Consider the following 14,862-nt stretch of genomic DNA (forward strand, 5'->3'; position numbering starts at 1 on the left):
GACTAGGTTCTCGATGGTGAGCGGGACGAGGCGACCCCGCGCCAGCTGCGGAGAGGTGCGCGATGTCCGACCCTGATCTTGCCGACCTGCGCCAACGGGCCAAGGACGGTGACCGGGACGCGGTCGACCAGCTCGTCGAGCTCGCGGGGGAGCGGGGCGACCTGGTCGAGCTGCGTCAGCTGGCCGAGGACGGCAACGCCGACGCGGCGGCCCAACTGGTCGAACTCGCCACCGAACTCGGCGACACGAACGAGCTGCGGCGCCTCGCCGACCGGGGCGACCGGGACGCCGCTGACCAACTCGTCGAGTTGGCCACCGAGCGGGCGGACGTCGGTGAACTTCGCCGGCTCGCCGACGGCGGGAACCGGGATGCGGCCGACGTCCTGGCCGAGCTCACCGAAGAGCAGGACGAGGCGGAGTAGTCGGCCGGGACGCGGCAGCGCCCGCACCCGGCGTCACGTCGCGGCGGTGAGGTATCGGCGGTAACCGAGAGCGGACTGCGTGAACCCGATGGACGCGTAGAACCGGTGGGCGTCGGTACGCGCGGCGTTCGACACCAGTTGGACCTTGTAGCACCCGGCCGCCGTCGCCTCGCCGAGCGCCGCCAGCATGAGAGCCCGGGCGACCCCACGACGACGCCATCCGGGTGCGACCACCACGTTCTCCACCACCATGTACGGTCGCGCGCCGTGGGTGAGGTTGGGGGCGACGAGGGTGTCCAGGGTGCCCACGAAGGTGTCCCCGGCGACGGCCAGCAGGAGGCGGCGGCCGGCTTGGGCGTGCAGGTCGCGCCAGGCGGTGGCGAGGCGGGCGGTGTCCGGCCGCGCGTCGTCGGGCGCGAGCTGCCACAGCACGTCGAAGACCAGCTCGGGGTCGTCCTGCGCCACGGCGGCGCGGACGACGAAGTCGCCGCCGCTCACCGGGCCGACGCCGGAGTGGCCACGTCGGACCGCACGGCGTGCCCACATGGCAGCCCGATGGGCCCGGGAAGTTGGTCATCGACGTGCCTCACCATGCCGTCGAGGATACGTCTGCATCCCCGCCTGGCGGGCGACGGCGACCGGGGCCCCGCCGCCCGCCTCGGCGATGAACCCGGTCAGGTCCGCGCGGCCCTGATGGCGTCGCGCAGAGGGGTGCTCGGCCGGCCGAGCAACCGGCTGAGGTCGTCGCTGTCGGTCGCCAGCTCGCCGTTGGCGATCGAGTGGTCGAGCGCGGCGACGAAACCGGCGGTGCCCGCGTCCAGGCCGACGTTCTCCAGGGCCGAGGCCAGCTCGGCGGCGGACATGTCCTGGTGGACGACGGTTGTGCCGGTCACCTCGGTGACGGCCTCGGCCAGCTCGTCGAAGGTGAACGCGGTGCCGCCCAGTTCGTAGACGGCGTTGCCGTCCTCCTCGCGGGTCAGCGCGGCCACGGCCGCCCCCGCGTAGTCGGCCCGGGTCGCGGCGGAGATCTTGCTGCCGCCGGTGGCGCCGAGGATCGTGCCGGACCCCAGGTACTGCGGCAGCTGGTCGGTGTAGTTCTCGGTGTACCAGCTGTTGCGCAGCACGGTGTAGGTCAGACCGGACGCGGCGAGGACCTCCTCGGTGGCCTTGTGCTCCGGGGCGAGCGGGTTCGCTGTGGTGTCGGCCCTCAGGATGCTGGTGTAGACGAGACGCTCCACCCCGGCGAGCTTGGCGGCGTCGATGACCGCGGTGTGCTGCGCGACGCGCTGACCGGGAGTGTCGCCGGAGATGAGCAGCAGCCGGTGTACGCCGGCCACGGCGCCGGGCAACGTCGACGGGTCGTCGTAGTTGGCCTTGCGGATCTCGACCCCGCGCGCGGCCAGGTCGGCGGCCTTCTCCGGGCTGCGGACGACGGCGGCGATCTCGGCGGCGGGTACGCCGCTGTCGAGCAACTGCTCGATCACCAGGCGGCCCAGCCGGCCGGTGGCGCCGGTGACGGCATAGGTGGGCATGGGAACCTCCGGAGGGTAGGGGCGGATCAGTAAGCACTTACGAATCTACAGCACTAACCAAGAAGCGCCGTGGGATAGGCTGGTGAGGTGAGCGACATGCCGGCCCAGGACCCGGCGGGGCCTACCCAGGAATTCGTCAGCGATGTCTTCGCCCGGGGGTGCACCTCCCGTGCGGCCTTCGAGGACGTCACCTCGAAGTGGGCCTCGCTGGCCCTGTTGGCGCTCGGTGAGGGCCGCTACCGGTTCAACGCGCTGCGTCGCCGCATCGACGGGGTCAGCGAGCGGATGCTCTCGCAGACCCTGCAGACCCTCGAACGCGACGGGATGCTCACCCGCGAGGTGCTCACCGCGATCCCGCCGCGGGTCGAATACTCGCTGACCCCGCTCGGCGCCCGGGTCGCCGAGCAACTGCGTGGCCTCGCCGATCTGCTGGAGGCCTCGGTGCCCGAGTTGCAGACCGCCCGCGACAGCCGCGAGCGCGACCGGGGCTAACTCGCAGCCCGATGAGCGTTGGTCGACGCCGCGCTAGTTGGCGTCCTGCGCGCAGATCGTGGTCATCTCGGCCAGGTAGCTGGCCAGCGTCGGCAGGCCGGCCTCGGCCCGGCGCCGCTCGACAGCCGGCTCGTCCCTGATCGGAGTCGTCGGGACGGGGCCGTCCGGTCCGCAGCGGATCTGTGTGCCGTACCCCTGGGGCTCCCCCCTGCCCACCGCGACCCGGTCCTCCAGGTAGGCCAGGTTGCCCGGCGATGCCTGGCGGGCGGCCACCGCCGCCCGCAGCAGGTCCAGTGCCTCCTGTTGAAAGGTCGGATCCTGGTCGGAGTGCTGGGCGATCGCCCAGGCGGCGTTGCCGCCGTCCTCGCCCACGAGGGCGAAGGTCGGCCAACCGTGGCTACGGATGATCTCCTTCAACCGCTCGGTGCGGGCCTGGTCGGACTCGCTCTGCGGCGTGCCCTCGCGGTCGGCCTGGTCACGCTCCAGCATCGCGATCAACTCGTCGTGCAGCGCCCTGTCGAACGAGGCGGGGGAGGGGGTGCTTGGAGCTGCCGGCGGCGCGCTGCTCGGTGGGTCGTCGGCCGGCCTGGACGAGGTGCCGCAGGCGGCGAGGGTCAGCAGTGCCACCAGCGGCACCGTGAGCGGCGACGGGAGCTTCACCTCGTCGATTGTCGTCGGGTCGTGGTCACCCCCACAAGACGCGGACCGCGACCTGTCTCAGGTGTTCAGCGTCTCGCGTGGCGGCACACCGAAGCTGGCGTGGTATCGCGCGGTGAACCTGCTGTGGCTGGCGAATCCCCACCGACTGGCGATCGCCGAGACCGTCTCCTGACGCGGGTCGGCGCGTACCAGGTCGTGGTGTGCCCGCACGAGCCGGACCCGACGCAGGTAGGCCATGGGGGTGGTGCCGAGATGACGGCGGAAGGCGAGTTGCACCGCCCGGAGGGAGACGCCGGCGGCGCCGGCGATGTCGGCCGCGCTGATGTCCCGGTCGGCGTGCTCCTCCAGAAACGCGATCGCCCGCCGCAGCGTGGCGGTGGTGGCGTCGTTCCGGTCCGCGGCGGTCGGTTCGGTGAACGCGGTGTTGGGGAAGACCGCGAGCGCCGCCGCAGCCAGCATCCGGGCGGCGTTGCCGATCACCAGCGACTGTGCCCCGGCGGCTGGGCTGTTCAACACGACGTCGCGGACGAAGCTGGTGGTGTTGCGCCACTGCCGGGCGAGGGTCGTAGTGGCGGAACCCAGCTCGGTGAACTCGATCCGACCGGGCCGGCGGGCCGGCGCGGTGGTGGCCACCTGCGCCAGCACCGACAGGTCCAGCACGCAGAGCTCCACCTCACCGGGATGCCAGTGGACGGTGCACGGCTCCTGGGGTCTGGTGACGAGGAAGACCTCGCCGGGGCCGAACCGGTGGGCCGATCCGGCGCAGGAGCGATCGACGTGCGCGGTGCGGGTGCGACCGATGACGAGCCCGCCGAGGGTGCTGGCATCGATCTCGAGGTGCCCGGTCTGGCGGGTGGTCGCGATAGCGAAGGGGCCGGTGTCGACGCGGTGGTGGGTGAGCCGGTATCCGTTCCGGCTCTGAATGCGCAGTTTCGGGTCGTACGTGGCGGACAGGAATTCCTGGATGACCGCCGGGTCACGGCTGTCGAACTGGTGGGTCTGCACTGGCGATGAGGTCATCCGCTGTCTCCGTCCGGTGGAGGTGCCGCCGGGTGCTGGAACGGGTGCCGACGGCAGGTTCGGGACGTGCCGGGGTGCTCGGCGGTGACCCGGCACATCGTTGGCCGGCGGTGCGGTGGGATGGAACGTCGCGAGCGGGACGGCAGCGACCGGTTCAGCGTGTCGGATCTGGTCTGACCATTCACCGACTCTGAGACGCAATATCTGTAGATGGGAATGTCACCATACGACAATCATCGGCGTGCCGTCCTGCGAATCACTGTGATGTGTCGGCAGCTCGACTTCGTTTTCCGGCTAGCGCGCCGAATGGTTCTACGTCCGCTGTCCTAGCCACCCTCGTGGCCGACAGCGAAATCTTGTTCATGATTCGTCGGAGGGCGACCGGGTCACTGCCGGGAGGCCGACCCACGGAGGGGGAAGCGTTGGACAGTACCGATCCTGACCGCGTCGTTCGGCTGGCCGTCGCCGAGGCGCTGGCCCGGGTGGCGGACGAGGACAGCCTGGGCCTGGGCGAGGGGGACGCGCTGGAGAGGCTCGGGCGTGGGCTGCGTGAGGTGCTGCGCCGCGCACTCGACGACCGGGTGCCACTGACCACGCCGGACTTCGTCGACCTCTGCCGCGACCTGGGTCTGCACCGTGACGCCTTCGACCTGCTGGGGCACTACCTGATGACCGCGTTGCTGACCCAGCACGTCGGACCGGACGCCCTGATCCGCGTCGGGGTGCTCTTCGGCACTGTCGGGCGCTACCTGCCCGGTGCCCGTCCGGTGGGCCACCGCAACGAAGGCCCCGCGGCACGGCGACGCGACGTGCGCTCGGACAACAGCGTCGTCGGTCGGTACCGCCGCGCCAAGCTGCCGGAGCACCTTCCCAGTCCGCCGAGCTGGACCTGCACCGGATGCGGCCGCGAGTGGCCCTGCGCCACCAAGCAGAGCCAACTGCTCGCCGAGTTCGGTGGAGCGCGCGCCTCCCTCGCGGTCTATCTCGGCTCCTGCCTCGTCGCCGCCGCTCAGGACCTGCCCACGTTGCCGTTGCCCCGGGTCCGGCTCCGATTCCTGGGCTGGCTGCCGCGGGCCCGGATCTGACCGGGCCGTCGGCGGCTGTGGCAGCCGGCAGGTGCCCTGGCCCGGCCGGCCTCAGTCCTGCTCGGGCACTCCGCGCGGTCGCGGTGTGACCCGCCGCTGCCCCGGCCCGGCACTCCGGCAGGTCGGGGCAGGGTGTTCATCGTGCGCACCCGCTGCGTACGGCGGGTGTTCACCGCACTCTCCGAGGCTCCTTGATCGAAAGAGCATTCGCTTGATCGAGGAGAGGCTCTCACGTGAGAGACAAGCATCCCGAAGAGACCGAGCACGCGCAGCTGTCCCGGCGCAAGCTGGTCAAGTACGCGGGCGTCGGCGCGACGCTGGCCGCGGCCAGCCCGCTGGTCGGCGCCAGCGCGGCGTGGGCCGACGAGGACCGCCGGCCGGGTGACGACGACAAGGCCGACCGGGGTAACTCCAAGAACCGGGCGTGGCGTGCGGGCGACCATCACATCCACTCTGAGTACAGCGGTGAGTTCGACACCACGAAGTCCCCGATCGTCTTCCACAAGGGCGCGGACGCGGTCTACCCGATCGTCACCAACGCCATCATGGCGAAGAACTTCGGCCTGACCTGGGCGATGTGCACCGACCACGGTGGACCGACCCACTCGAAGGTGAACATCGAGCAGGCGTACCCCGACCTGCTGCGGTCCCGCAAGCTGGTCCCCGAGGTGCTCCAGTTCTGGGGCATGGAGTTCGACGCGCCCTCGCTGGACCACCACACGCTGATGATCCCGCGCCACGACGACGAGGCGAAGCAGCTCTTCGAGCTGGAGAGCCGGTTCGCCAAGTACGACGCGTTCCCCACCGACCCGGCCCGGGACACCGAGGCCAAGATGGTGGAGTTCCTCAAGGTCGCCCGGGGCATGCCGCACAAGCCGCTGGTGATCGCCCACCACACTTCCCGTTCGGCGCCCGGTCTCGGCGTCTACGGTCAGGACACCCCGCGCGAGTTCCGCAACGGCAACAACGCCGCGCCGGACGTCTACATCGGCTTCGAGGGCGCCCCCGGTCACCAGGCCGGTCCGCTCAACGGTGGCAAGCGGGGCGGCTACGGCAACCACCCCACCTATGGCGGCTTCGATCAGATGACCGCCCGGGTCGGCGGCCTGTGGGACTCACTGCTCGGCGAGGGCCGGCGCTGGTGGATCACCGCGACCTCGGACTCGCACGTGCACTGGACGCGCGGCGGCTCCGACTTCTGGCCGGGCGAGTACAGCAAGACGTACGTGCACGCCCGCCAGGACTACGGCGACATCATGGACGGCCTGCGCAACGGCCGGATCTGGGTCACCACCGGTGACCTGATCCGCAGCCTCGACGTCACCGCCACGTCGCAGGGCAGGACCGCCGAGGTGGGCGAGACGATCACGGTGAGCCGTCGTAGCCGTACCGATGTCGAGATCGAGATCACGTTCCGCCCGCTGGGTGGGGTGAACGCGAACGGCGACCGGCCCGAGGTCCGCCGGGTCGACCTGATCGTCGGCCAGATCACCGGCCCGAGCGCCAGCCTGGACGCCGACACCAACCCCACCACCAAGGTGGCGGCCCGGTTCGGCCCGCGGGACTGGCGTCGACAGGGCGACAGCTACGTCATCCGGCACACCCTGCGCAATGTCGAGGCGGACACCTACGCACGGGTGCGCGGCACCAGCACCGACGAGGCCGAGCCGCTCGCCGATGGGCTGGAGAGCCCGTGGGACGACCTGTGGTTCTACTCGAACCCGGTCTTCGTGCACGTGCGCTGACCGAGTGCGGTAGCGACATCGCGGGCCTGTCCGGCACCGCTCGACGGACCACGTCGGGTGGCGCGGGGCGGGCCCGCCCCGCTGTATCCGCAGGTCAGTCGGGCCTGCTGCGGCGGGCTCGGGGGGTGGCGGTTCGCCCGCTCCGCGTCGCCGCGGCGCCGGTCCGGCGCGCAGCGGGCGCCGCCGACGCCGGGTCGACCTGCACCTGTGTCACCACCTCGCAGAGGTCGCGCAACGGGTCCACCGCCTGGGCCGAGCAGGCGACCTTCTGCAGCAGTGACCGCAGCGTCGCCGACTCGGTCGGCGTGAGCGCCCCCAGCAGATGCGACTCGACCTGCCGCAACGCCAACCGCCGCCGTTCCCACGCGGCACGGCCGGCGTCGGTGACCTCGACCAGCCGGTTGCGCCGGTCGGCCGGGTCCGCGCGCCGGGCAACGAACCCGGGCCGCTCCAGGTCATCGATCAGGTACGTGAGGACGGTGCGGTCGATGCCGATCTCCTCGGCGATCGCGCCCTGGTTTCGGGCCGGCCCGTTGCTGGCCGCGGTGAGCAGTTGGTAGCCGCGCGGGCCACCGGGAAAGTCGGTGAGCGCGTGCTCGGCCGCCCGGACGTAGCCGCGGAAGACGATCCCGAGCATCCAGCCCAGGTCGTCGTCGAGCGGATCGGGCCGGTCCGGCCGGTGAGGGGCACCCGTCATCCCCCGACAATACCGCAGTAGGTCAGACCTTGTTGGCAGAAGATGTTCTGTGTGGCATAAGGTTAAGGTCACGACGCATCGTCCGAGGCGTCGGGGAAATCGGGAGGCTCGCAGATGAGCGACTACGGCCACGACCTGGTCTTCGGCTCCTTCGTCACGCCCAGCGCTGACAATCCGGACCGTGCGGTCGGTGTCGCCGTCCTGGCCGAGCAGGTCGGGTTGGACCTGGTCACCTTTCAGGATCACCCGTACCAGCCGGCGTTTCTCGACACCTGGACGCTGCTGAGCTTCGTGGCGGCCCGCACCGGCCGGGTGCACCTGGCGGCGAACGTGACGAACCTGCCACTGCGCCCGCCGGCGGTGCTCGCCCGCAGTGTGGCGAGCCTGGACCTGCTCAGCGGCGGCCGGGTCAGCCTCGGCCTCGGGGCGGGGGCGTTCTGGGATGCCATCGAGGCGATGGGCGGCCGGCGGCTGACCCCCGGCCAGGGCGTACGGGCGCTGGAGGAGGCCATCGAGGTCGTCCGTCAGCTCTGGGACGTCGAGACGCGCGGCGGAGTGCGGGTCGACGGCGAGTTCTACCGGGTGGTGGGCGCCAAGCGTGGTCCCGCTCCGGCACACGCGGTGCCGATCTGGCTGGGTGCGTACAAGCCCCGGATGCTTCAGCTCACCGGTCGTCGGGCCGACGGTTGGCTGCCCACGCTGGGCTACCTCCAGCCCGGTGATCTGACCAAGGGCAACGCGATCATCGACGACGCCGCGCAGCAGGCCGGCCGGTCCCCGCAGGACGTGCGTCGGCTGCTCAACATCGCCGGAGAGTTCTCGACCGTCGGGCGCGGCCCGTTGAACGGGCCCGCCGAGCAGTGGGCCGAGGAGCTGGCCGAGCTGGCACTGGAGGAGGGCGTGGGCACCTTCATCCTGGGCAGCGACGACCCCGACGGCCTGCGCCGCTTCGCCGGCGAGGTGGCGCCCGCCGTCCGCGAGCTGGTCGCCGCCGAACGTGACCGGGGCGCGGCTCCGGAGCGTACGCCGGCACCGCCGGAGCCGGAGCCGGTCGTTGCGCCGCCGGTCCGGGCGAGCCGCGCCACCGCGACCGGCGGCGCGTTCGCCGTGGTGCCGACCCCGGACGACGGCGTACGGCGAAGCGAGCGGCAGGTGTGGGACGAGTCGAAGCGGCCGACCGGGCCCGCGCCCGACCCGGAGCGCACCTACACCCCGCAGGAGCAGGCCACCGGCGCGCACCTTGTGCAGATCCACGACGGCCTGCGCGCCGAGCTGGCCCAGATTCACGACCTGATCGAGCAGGTGGCGGCCGGCGAGATCGACGCCGGCGCGGCCCGGTCCCACATCAACACGATGACCATGCGGCAGAACCGCTGGACCCTCGGCGTCTACTGCGAGTCGTACTGCCGCATCGTCACCACCCACCACACGATCGAGGACCAGTCGCTCTTCCCCCGGTTGCGGGCGCGCGACGCCCGACTCGGTCCGGTGGTCGACCGCCTGGAGCAGGAACATCACGTCATCCATGACGTGCTGGAGGGTGTCGATCAGGCCCTGGTCGCGTACGTCGGGTCTCCGGACGGCATCACCGAGCTGCGGGCCGCGGTGGACCTGCTGACCGACGCCCTCCTGTCGCACCTGAGCTACGAGGAGCGGGAACTGGTCGAGCCGTTGGCGCGGTTGGGCATCGCCTGATCAACGCGCCGCTGCGGCGTCTCGGGGTTGCCCCGATCTGATCTGAGAGACTACTCTCGAAACATGTCTCTCAAGAATCCGTATGGGGATTTCGAGATCACCGAGCCGCAGGCGCTGCGAGCGTTGGCCCACCCGGTCCGGCTGGCGATCCTGGAGCACCTTCAGCGGCACGGCCCGGCCACGGCCACCGGGCTCTCGCCGCACGTCGGCGCCACACCGTCGGTGGTCAGCTGGCACCTGCGGCACCTCGCGACGTTCGGCCTGGTCACCGACTGGGATGGCGCCACCAGCAAGCGGGAACGCTGGTGGCAGGCGGCAGCCCGAGGCTTCCGCTTCACGGTGCCCGAGGGCACCGAGGGGAAGTCCGCCAGCCAGCAGCTTCGCGGCGAGATGTTCGCCCGCAACGCCGACGCACCCCAGCAGTGGCTGCTGCATGACGAGCCCCGGCTGGACGACGAGTGGCGCGCGCTGGCCGGCATGGCCGACACCCGGTTCGTGGCCACCGCCGACGAGCTGCGGCAACTGGAGGAGTCGATTGAAGAGCTGATCGCCCCGTACGTGCGGCGCAAGGAGGAGTCGGCCCCGGCCGACGCGCGGATCATCCGGATGCTGCGTTACCTGCTGCCCGAACCCGGCGACGACGACTCGGCCGCGTCATGACCGCCACCGACGCCCCCACCGAGACCAACGCCGGGCCCCCGCCGGCCCTGCACCGTGACCGGCGGTTCCGCACCTTCTGGATCAGCGAGACGATCTCCCACTTCGGCGATCGGATCAGCGAACTGGCCCTACCGCTGATCGCCGTCACCCTGCTCACCGCCACACCCGTGCAGGTCAGTGTCCTCACCGCGCTGATCTGGCTGCCCAACCTGCTGGGCCTGTTCCTGGGTGCCTGGGTGGACCAGCGCACCCACAAGCGGCGACTGCTGATCATCGCGGACCTGATCCGCGCCGCGGTGCTGCTCAGCCTGCCGGTGGCCTACCTGTTCGACGCGATCACCCTCACCCACCTCTACCTGGTGGCACTGCTCACCGGCTTCGGCGCGGTGCTCTTCGCCATGGCGCGTCAGGCGTTCTTCGTCGGCCTGGTGCCGCGATCGGCGTACGTGGACGCGAACAGCAAGATGAGCATGAGCCGGTCGCTCTCCTTCATCGCCGGCCCGGCCGTCGGCGGTGGGCTGGTCCAGGCGCTCAACGCTCCGGTCGCGATCGTCGTCGACGCGGTCTCCTTCCTCGGCTCCGCGCTGCTGCTCAGCCGCATCCCGGTGACCGAGCCCCCGCCGCCGCCGCGTCGGACGTCCACTCTCGGCCTGGTCCGCGAAGGGCTCGTGCTGGTAATGCGGCATCCGGTGCTGCGGGCCGCCCTCGGCTGCACCAGCACTGTCAACTTCTTCACCTTCATCGCCGGCGCGCTGCTGGTGCTCTACGCCAGCCGTGAACTCGACCTGTCGGCCGGCGCGATCGGCATCGCCCTCGGCTTCGGAGCGATCGGCGGATTCATCGGCGCGGCGCTCGCACCGAGGGTCTCACGCGCCATCGGTCTGGGCCGTACCGCCATGATCGGCGCGGTGCTCTTTCCCGCGCCGCTGGCGCTGACCGCGCTGGTGTCCGGACCCACCTGGACGAAGGTGGCCATGCTGGCGGCCATCGAGCTGGTCTCCAGCGTCGGGGTGATGCTGATGGACGTGAACCTCAACGCCCTCCTCATCGCCGTGACACCCGCCGACGCGCTAGGACGCCGGGCCGGTGCCTACAGCGCCGTCAACTACGGCATCCGCCCACTCGGCGCGCTGGTCGGCGGTGCGTTGGGCACCACCATCGGGCTGCGGCCCACCCTGGCCATCGCCGGCCTGGGTGGCGTGCTCGCCGTGCTGTGGTTGCTCGCGTCGCCGGTGCGCCACATCCAGACCCTCGACGCGACCTGAGGGCTGCTGGCGTGCGGCTGGCCTGGGTCTGCCGCCCCGGCCAGCGAAGGTCAGCCGGCCTCCGCCAACAGAATCCGGGCCAGCTCGGTGGGCTGGGAGAACATCGGCCAGTGACCGGTGTCCATGGTGACCAGTCGCCAGTGGTCGCTGGCCAGCAGTTTGGCCACCGTGTCGTTGGGCTCAGGCCCGTCGAGCAGGCATTTGATGTACGTCGCCGGCAGCTCACCCAGCGGACGGCTCAGCACGGCCGGCTCGGTCAGCGTGGCGCCCGGGTGCGGAGTGGCGCCTCCGAGCAGGCGGGCGATCTGCTCGTCGGTGAGACCCTGACCGTCGACGTCGGCCACGCCGGCCGGAGCCCAATCGCCGCCGTTGTCGGCGAGTTGCGCCTCGAAGGCCGCCTGGCCCTGCCACCAGCCGGAGGCGAACGACCCACCGTCGACCGGCACCTCGGAGTCCACGAAGACCACCCGGGCCAACCGGTCACCGATCCGCTCGGCGGCCTGACCCACTGGAATGCCCGAGTAGCTGTGGCCGACCAGCACCACGTCGTGCAGGTCGCCGCGCTCGATCTCGTCGACGATGTCCTGCACATGGGTCTGCTGCCCGGCGGGCACATCCCGCCTGTCGGCGAGGCCGGAGAGGGTCAGCGGGTGCGTGCCGTGGCCGCCCGCCCGCAGGGGCCGCACCACCTCGTCCCACGCCCACGACCCCAGCCACGCCCCCGCCACCAAAACGAATTCAGCCATGGCCGGGAGCCTAACGCCGACCTGCGACAGGTCGGCGGGTCACGACCAGGTGCGGGCCTCGGCCGCGAACACCTCCGGCGGACTCGCCACCGGAAGCACACAGAGCAGGTGACCGCCGGGCGCCCGCAGGATCCGACACTCGAGCCACTGCGACACCTCGGTGGCACCCAGAGCCATCAGCCGTCCGGTCTCGGCTGGCACGTCGTCGGTCTCGATGTCGAGGTGGAAGCGAGGCGTGTCGTCGACCGCCTGGACCGCGGTGACCAGCCCCGGCAGTGCCTTGTGCAGGCCGACGAACTGCGGCTCGGCCGGATCGGACCGGGTGCTGACGCCGAGCGCCGCCGACCAGAACTCCGCCGCCCTGGCGGCCTCCGCCTCGGGAGCGTCGATCAGCAGCGCGTACACACGGCTTCGGTGCATGCCGGCCAGGATATCGAGAATGTGAACGTGTTGCTCGATGCTGGCGCACGGCACCCGAGGGGCGGTGACCGCGCGGGCTCACCCGGTGGCGTCTAGGTGGGCCGCGATCTGCCTCGGCAGCGGATAGCTTCGTTCGGCCGGCAGGTGGTCCGTGGCCGCCCGTACGTCATGGGCCCGCACCAGTTCCCGTACGCGATGGACAGTGGGGGTGATGTCCGTGACGCTGACCGTCCAGTCGTCGACGTACCGGGCGACGGCTTCGCCGGACAGCCCGACCTGCAAGGACCGGTAGGGCAACGCGCTCAGGTGCAGTGTCCGTTCCGGATCCCACTGCACCCGTACCGGGCTGGTCTTGAGTTGCCGCGACCACGTCGCCCGGTCACCGTGCAGGCCCTGGTCGTAGTGACTCAGACAGGCGCGCGCCAGCGCCCACTCGAAGCCCTCCCTCGTGATGTCGATGGACAGCACGCGCTCCTGCCCGGGCTTGGTGGCCCAACCGCAGCGGTACATCATCCACAGGAAGGACGGCTTGATCCAGGTCATCCGGTCACGCTTGAACGGAGCCACGAAGCGACCGGCGGCCGTCGCCGGCAAGGCGATCTCCGGTGGGTACGCCTGGTACACGGTGATCGTGTCTTCCGAGTAACGGGCACGGATCTGGCGCGCGGGAACGGACACACTGTGATCTTCACCCGCCGGACCGCATCGTCTCCACCGGAATTTCGTACCCGGGCCGGGGAGACCCGGTGCGAACCCGCGGCTGCCGGACTGGGCACTCAGGCGTGGTCCCGTGCGGGCGGCCCGGCCTCGACCGCTATCCGGTAGATCTGGACCGGGTAGTCGACGGCCGAGTGCCCGCCGTTGAGCCCGGCGGTCAGGTGCAACTGGGCCGCCGGCATCCAGAGCCGGGCATCGGCGTCGAGCCACATCGCGTCCACCCACGCCAGCCGAGGGTCGGCGACGAGCGTCCGCACGCTGCGGTCGGGTGCGAGGACGAGGACGCGCCGCCGTTCCAGATCGCTGAGGTAGATGGTGCCGGTGGCGTCGATGGCCGTGCCACCGGTGCTGGGCGTGTCACACCAGCGTTCGACCCTCCGGGCCAGCTCGTCGGCGGACACCGACGGGTCGTCCAACCAGCGGGTGGCGATCCGGGACATCCCGCCGGAGGCCGGCTGGTAGTAGAGCCAGCGACCGTCCGGCGACACCTCCAACTGGTCCACGTGCAGGTGTACCTCGGCGCCGTCCGGGTCACGCAGCACGCGACCGTCGGCGAGCACCGGGCCGCCCGCCGTGCTCGGATGCCCGTCCAGCACCCGTCTCGGCCGACCCGAGTCGAGGTCGAGCACGATGAGACCGGCCGCCCCGGCGTCGCTGAGGTACGCCACCCGGCCGTTGAAGCGGACGTCGTCGACGTAGCTGCCTGGGCGCACCGCCTGGTCGAGGTGGTAGACCCGCTCCACGCGGTCGCCGTCCGGGTCGACGCCGATCAGCCGAGCGCCGCCCGGCACCTGTGCGCCGCCGATCCGTGGCGCGCCTGAGTCGACGATCCACAACCGATCGTCCGGGCCGGCACGCAACCCGTTGACGTGCACGAACGCCCCGCTCGGCGGCTGGTCGGCACGGTTCCACGCGGCGTCGGGGTAGGGGACGCGACGGCCGTCCGGCAGCGCCTCGACCACCTGCACGCCGGGCCGATCCGCCGACGGGTAGCTCAGGAACACCCGCCCGCGCACTGTGGTCACCCCCGTGCACACCCGGTCTTCCCGGAGCACCGGCGTCAACCGGTGATCCTCCTCGGTGGGCAGCGACGACATCGACCTGCTCCTCACCCGCCCGGCGGCGCCTCGGCTTTCAGCCGGTGACGACGGCTACGGCCAACCGGCGCGGTATCCCCGGAGCAGGCCGACCGAAACCGCCGGCCGCAGGACAGCGCCGGCGCTGAGCCGGCGGCAGGGTGCCCTCGGTGCTCAGCCGGTCGGCGGTGACGGGGGGCCGACCCGGGCGGCGAGCCGCTTCGGGGCCATGACGCAGTAGCTCTCGGTGAGCAACTCACCCACCTCCTCCCAGTCGGTGTTCCCGTCCAGGACCATGCCCATCACGTTCGGACTCCAGTCCGGTTTGTAGAAGGGGTGCCCCGCGGCGAGGAGCCCGGCGATCTCGTCGAGCGGCGACCGGAAGGTCAGCAGGCATGCGGGCTGGTCGAGTGCGGCGGCCCGTGCGTGGACCGGCTGGCGATCGGGGTCGACGGTGAGCACGTGGGCGATGGTCCGCTTGCGGATCCGCCAGCGGGTGCCCACCCAGGCGGGCTCCTCGTAGGTCTCAGGCAGCCCGAGACAGATCGGCCGCAGCCGGTCGAGGACCTCGGGCGGGACGTCTCCGGGTGCGGTCACGGGCAACGACGCTAATCGGTCGGTGTGACAAGT

Annotated in this window: 17 protein-coding genes; 7 read left to right on the forward strand and 10 right to left on the reverse strand. The window is 71.3% G+C overall.

Annotated elements, in window-relative coordinates:
* Window positions 1-62 precede the first annotated feature (62 nt).
* Window positions 63-422: a hypothetical protein gene (locus ACQRWP_RS07815; protein WP_430501469.1), complete on the forward strand. Its 360-nt coding sequence runs from the start codon at window positions 63-65 to the stop codon at window positions 420-422.
* A 33-nt stretch (window positions 423-455) separates the two neighbouring features.
* On the opposite strand, the gene ACQRWP_RS07820 is transcribed toward ACQRWP_RS07815, so the two are convergent.
* Window positions 456-968, reverse strand: coding sequence for an N-acetyltransferase family protein (locus ACQRWP_RS07820; RefSeq protein ID WP_430501470.1), 513 nt, complete (start codon window positions 966-968; stop codon window positions 456-458).
* Window positions 969-1,096: 128 nt separating this feature from the next.
* Window positions 1,097-1,954 carry an SDR family oxidoreductase gene (locus tag ACQRWP_RS07825; RefSeq protein WP_430501471.1) on the reverse strand — a complete coding sequence of 286 codons (858 nt, stop codon included), beginning with the start codon at window positions 1,952-1,954 and terminating at the stop codon, window positions 1,097-1,099.
* A gap of 96 nt (window positions 1,955-2,050) precedes the next feature.
* Here ACQRWP_RS07825 and ACQRWP_RS07830 point away from each other — a divergent pair, with 96 nt between their 5' ends.
* Window positions 2,051-2,446, forward strand: a complete 396-nt coding sequence (locus tag ACQRWP_RS07830; RefSeq protein ID WP_196924914.1) for a winged helix-turn-helix transcriptional regulator — start codon at window positions 2,051-2,053, stop codon at window positions 2,444-2,446.
* Between the two features lie 33 nt (window positions 2,447-2,479).
* Here the strand turns inward: ACQRWP_RS07830 and ACQRWP_RS07835 are convergent, their stop codons facing one another.
* Together ACQRWP_RS07835 and ACQRWP_RS07840 are read right to left on the reverse strand one after the other, a co-directional pair.
* Complete coding sequence (locus ACQRWP_RS07835; RefSeq protein ID WP_430501472.1) at window positions 2,480-3,106, reverse strand: DUF6624 domain-containing protein; 627 nt, start codon at window positions 3,104-3,106, stop codon at window positions 2,480-2,482.
* Between the two features lie 57 nt (window positions 3,107-3,163).
* Window positions 3,164-4,126, reverse strand: coding sequence for a helix-turn-helix transcriptional regulator (locus tag ACQRWP_RS07840; protein WP_430501473.1), 963 nt, complete (start codon window positions 4,124-4,126; stop codon window positions 3,164-3,166).
* 422 nt (window positions 4,127-4,548) lie between these two features.
* Between ACQRWP_RS07840 and ACQRWP_RS07845 the strand changes: the two genes are divergently transcribed.
* Complete coding sequence (locus ACQRWP_RS07845; protein WP_430501474.1) at window positions 4,549-5,211, forward strand: hypothetical protein; 663 nt, start codon at window positions 4,549-4,551, stop codon at window positions 5,209-5,211.
* Window positions 5,212-5,444: 233 nt separating this feature from the next.
* A complete protein-coding gene (locus ACQRWP_RS07850; protein WP_430501475.1) occupies window positions 5,445-6,956 on the forward strand; it encodes a phosphoesterase in 1,512 nt (503 codons plus the stop codon).
* A 94-nt stretch (window positions 6,957-7,050) separates the two neighbouring features.
* On the opposite strand, the gene ACQRWP_RS07855 is transcribed toward ACQRWP_RS07850, so the two are convergent.
* On the reverse strand, window positions 7,051-7,653 hold the full coding sequence (locus ACQRWP_RS07855) for a MarR family winged helix-turn-helix transcriptional regulator (protein WP_430501476.1): 603 nt from the start codon (window positions 7,651-7,653) through the stop codon (window positions 7,051-7,053).
* Between the two features lie 114 nt (window positions 7,654-7,767).
* On the opposite strand from ACQRWP_RS07855, the gene ACQRWP_RS07860 reads away from it, so the two are divergent.
* The 3 genes from ACQRWP_RS07860 (at window position 7,768) to ACQRWP_RS07870 (ending at window position 11,273) form a co-directional block, all read left to right on the forward strand.
* Entirely contained in the window at window positions 7,768-9,348 is a 1,581-nt protein-coding gene (locus ACQRWP_RS07860; RefSeq protein ID WP_430501477.1) for an LLM class flavin-dependent oxidoreductase, read from the forward strand.
* Window positions 9,349-9,411: 63 nt separating this feature from the next.
* Window positions 9,412-10,008: an ArsR/SmtB family transcription factor gene (locus ACQRWP_RS07865; protein WP_430501478.1), complete on the forward strand. Its 597-nt coding sequence runs from the start codon at window positions 9,412-9,414 to the stop codon at window positions 10,006-10,008.
* Window positions 10,005-11,273, forward strand: coding sequence for an MFS transporter (locus tag ACQRWP_RS07870; RefSeq protein WP_430501479.1), 1,269 nt, complete (start codon window positions 10,005-10,007; stop codon window positions 11,271-11,273). Before ACQRWP_RS07865 ends, ACQRWP_RS07870 begins: the two co-directional genes overlap by 4 nt.
* A 50-nt stretch (window positions 11,274-11,323) precedes the next feature.
* Here the strand turns inward: ACQRWP_RS07870 and ACQRWP_RS07875 are convergent, their stop codons facing one another.
* From ACQRWP_RS07875 to ACQRWP_RS07895, 5 genes are all read right to left on the reverse strand, one after another.
* On the reverse strand, window positions 11,324-12,019 hold the full coding sequence (locus tag ACQRWP_RS07875) for an alpha/beta fold hydrolase (RefSeq protein WP_430501480.1): 696 nt from the start codon (window positions 12,017-12,019) through the stop codon (window positions 11,324-11,326).
* A gap of 39 nt (window positions 12,020-12,058) precedes the next feature.
* The gene (locus ACQRWP_RS07880; protein ID WP_430501481.1) at window positions 12,059-12,439 is read right to left on the reverse strand and encodes a VOC family protein; all 381 of its coding nucleotides are present in this window, start codon (window positions 12,437-12,439) and stop codon (window positions 12,059-12,061) included.
* Between the two features lie 78 nt (window positions 12,440-12,517).
* Entirely contained in the window at window positions 12,518-13,117 is a 600-nt protein-coding gene (locus ACQRWP_RS07885) for a DUF4291 domain-containing protein (protein WP_430501482.1), read from the reverse strand.
* Window positions 13,118-13,215: 98 nt separating this feature from the next.
* Window positions 13,216-14,253, reverse strand: a complete 1,038-nt coding sequence (locus tag ACQRWP_RS07890; RefSeq protein ID WP_430501483.1) for an SMP-30/gluconolactonase/LRE family protein — start codon at window positions 14,251-14,253, stop codon at window positions 13,216-13,218.
* Window positions 14,254-14,406: 153 nt separating this feature from the next.
* Window positions 14,407-14,829 carry an MmcQ/YjbR family DNA-binding protein gene (locus ACQRWP_RS07895; RefSeq protein WP_430501484.1) on the reverse strand — a complete coding sequence of 141 codons (423 nt, stop codon included), beginning with the start codon at window positions 14,827-14,829 and terminating at the stop codon, window positions 14,407-14,409.
* Window positions 14,830-14,862 lie beyond the last annotated feature (33 nt).

Source organism: Micromonospora trifolii (assembly GCF_050516465.1).
Lineage (GTDB): Bacteria > Actinomycetota > Actinomycetes > Mycobacteriales > Micromonosporaceae > Micromonospora > Micromonospora trifolii.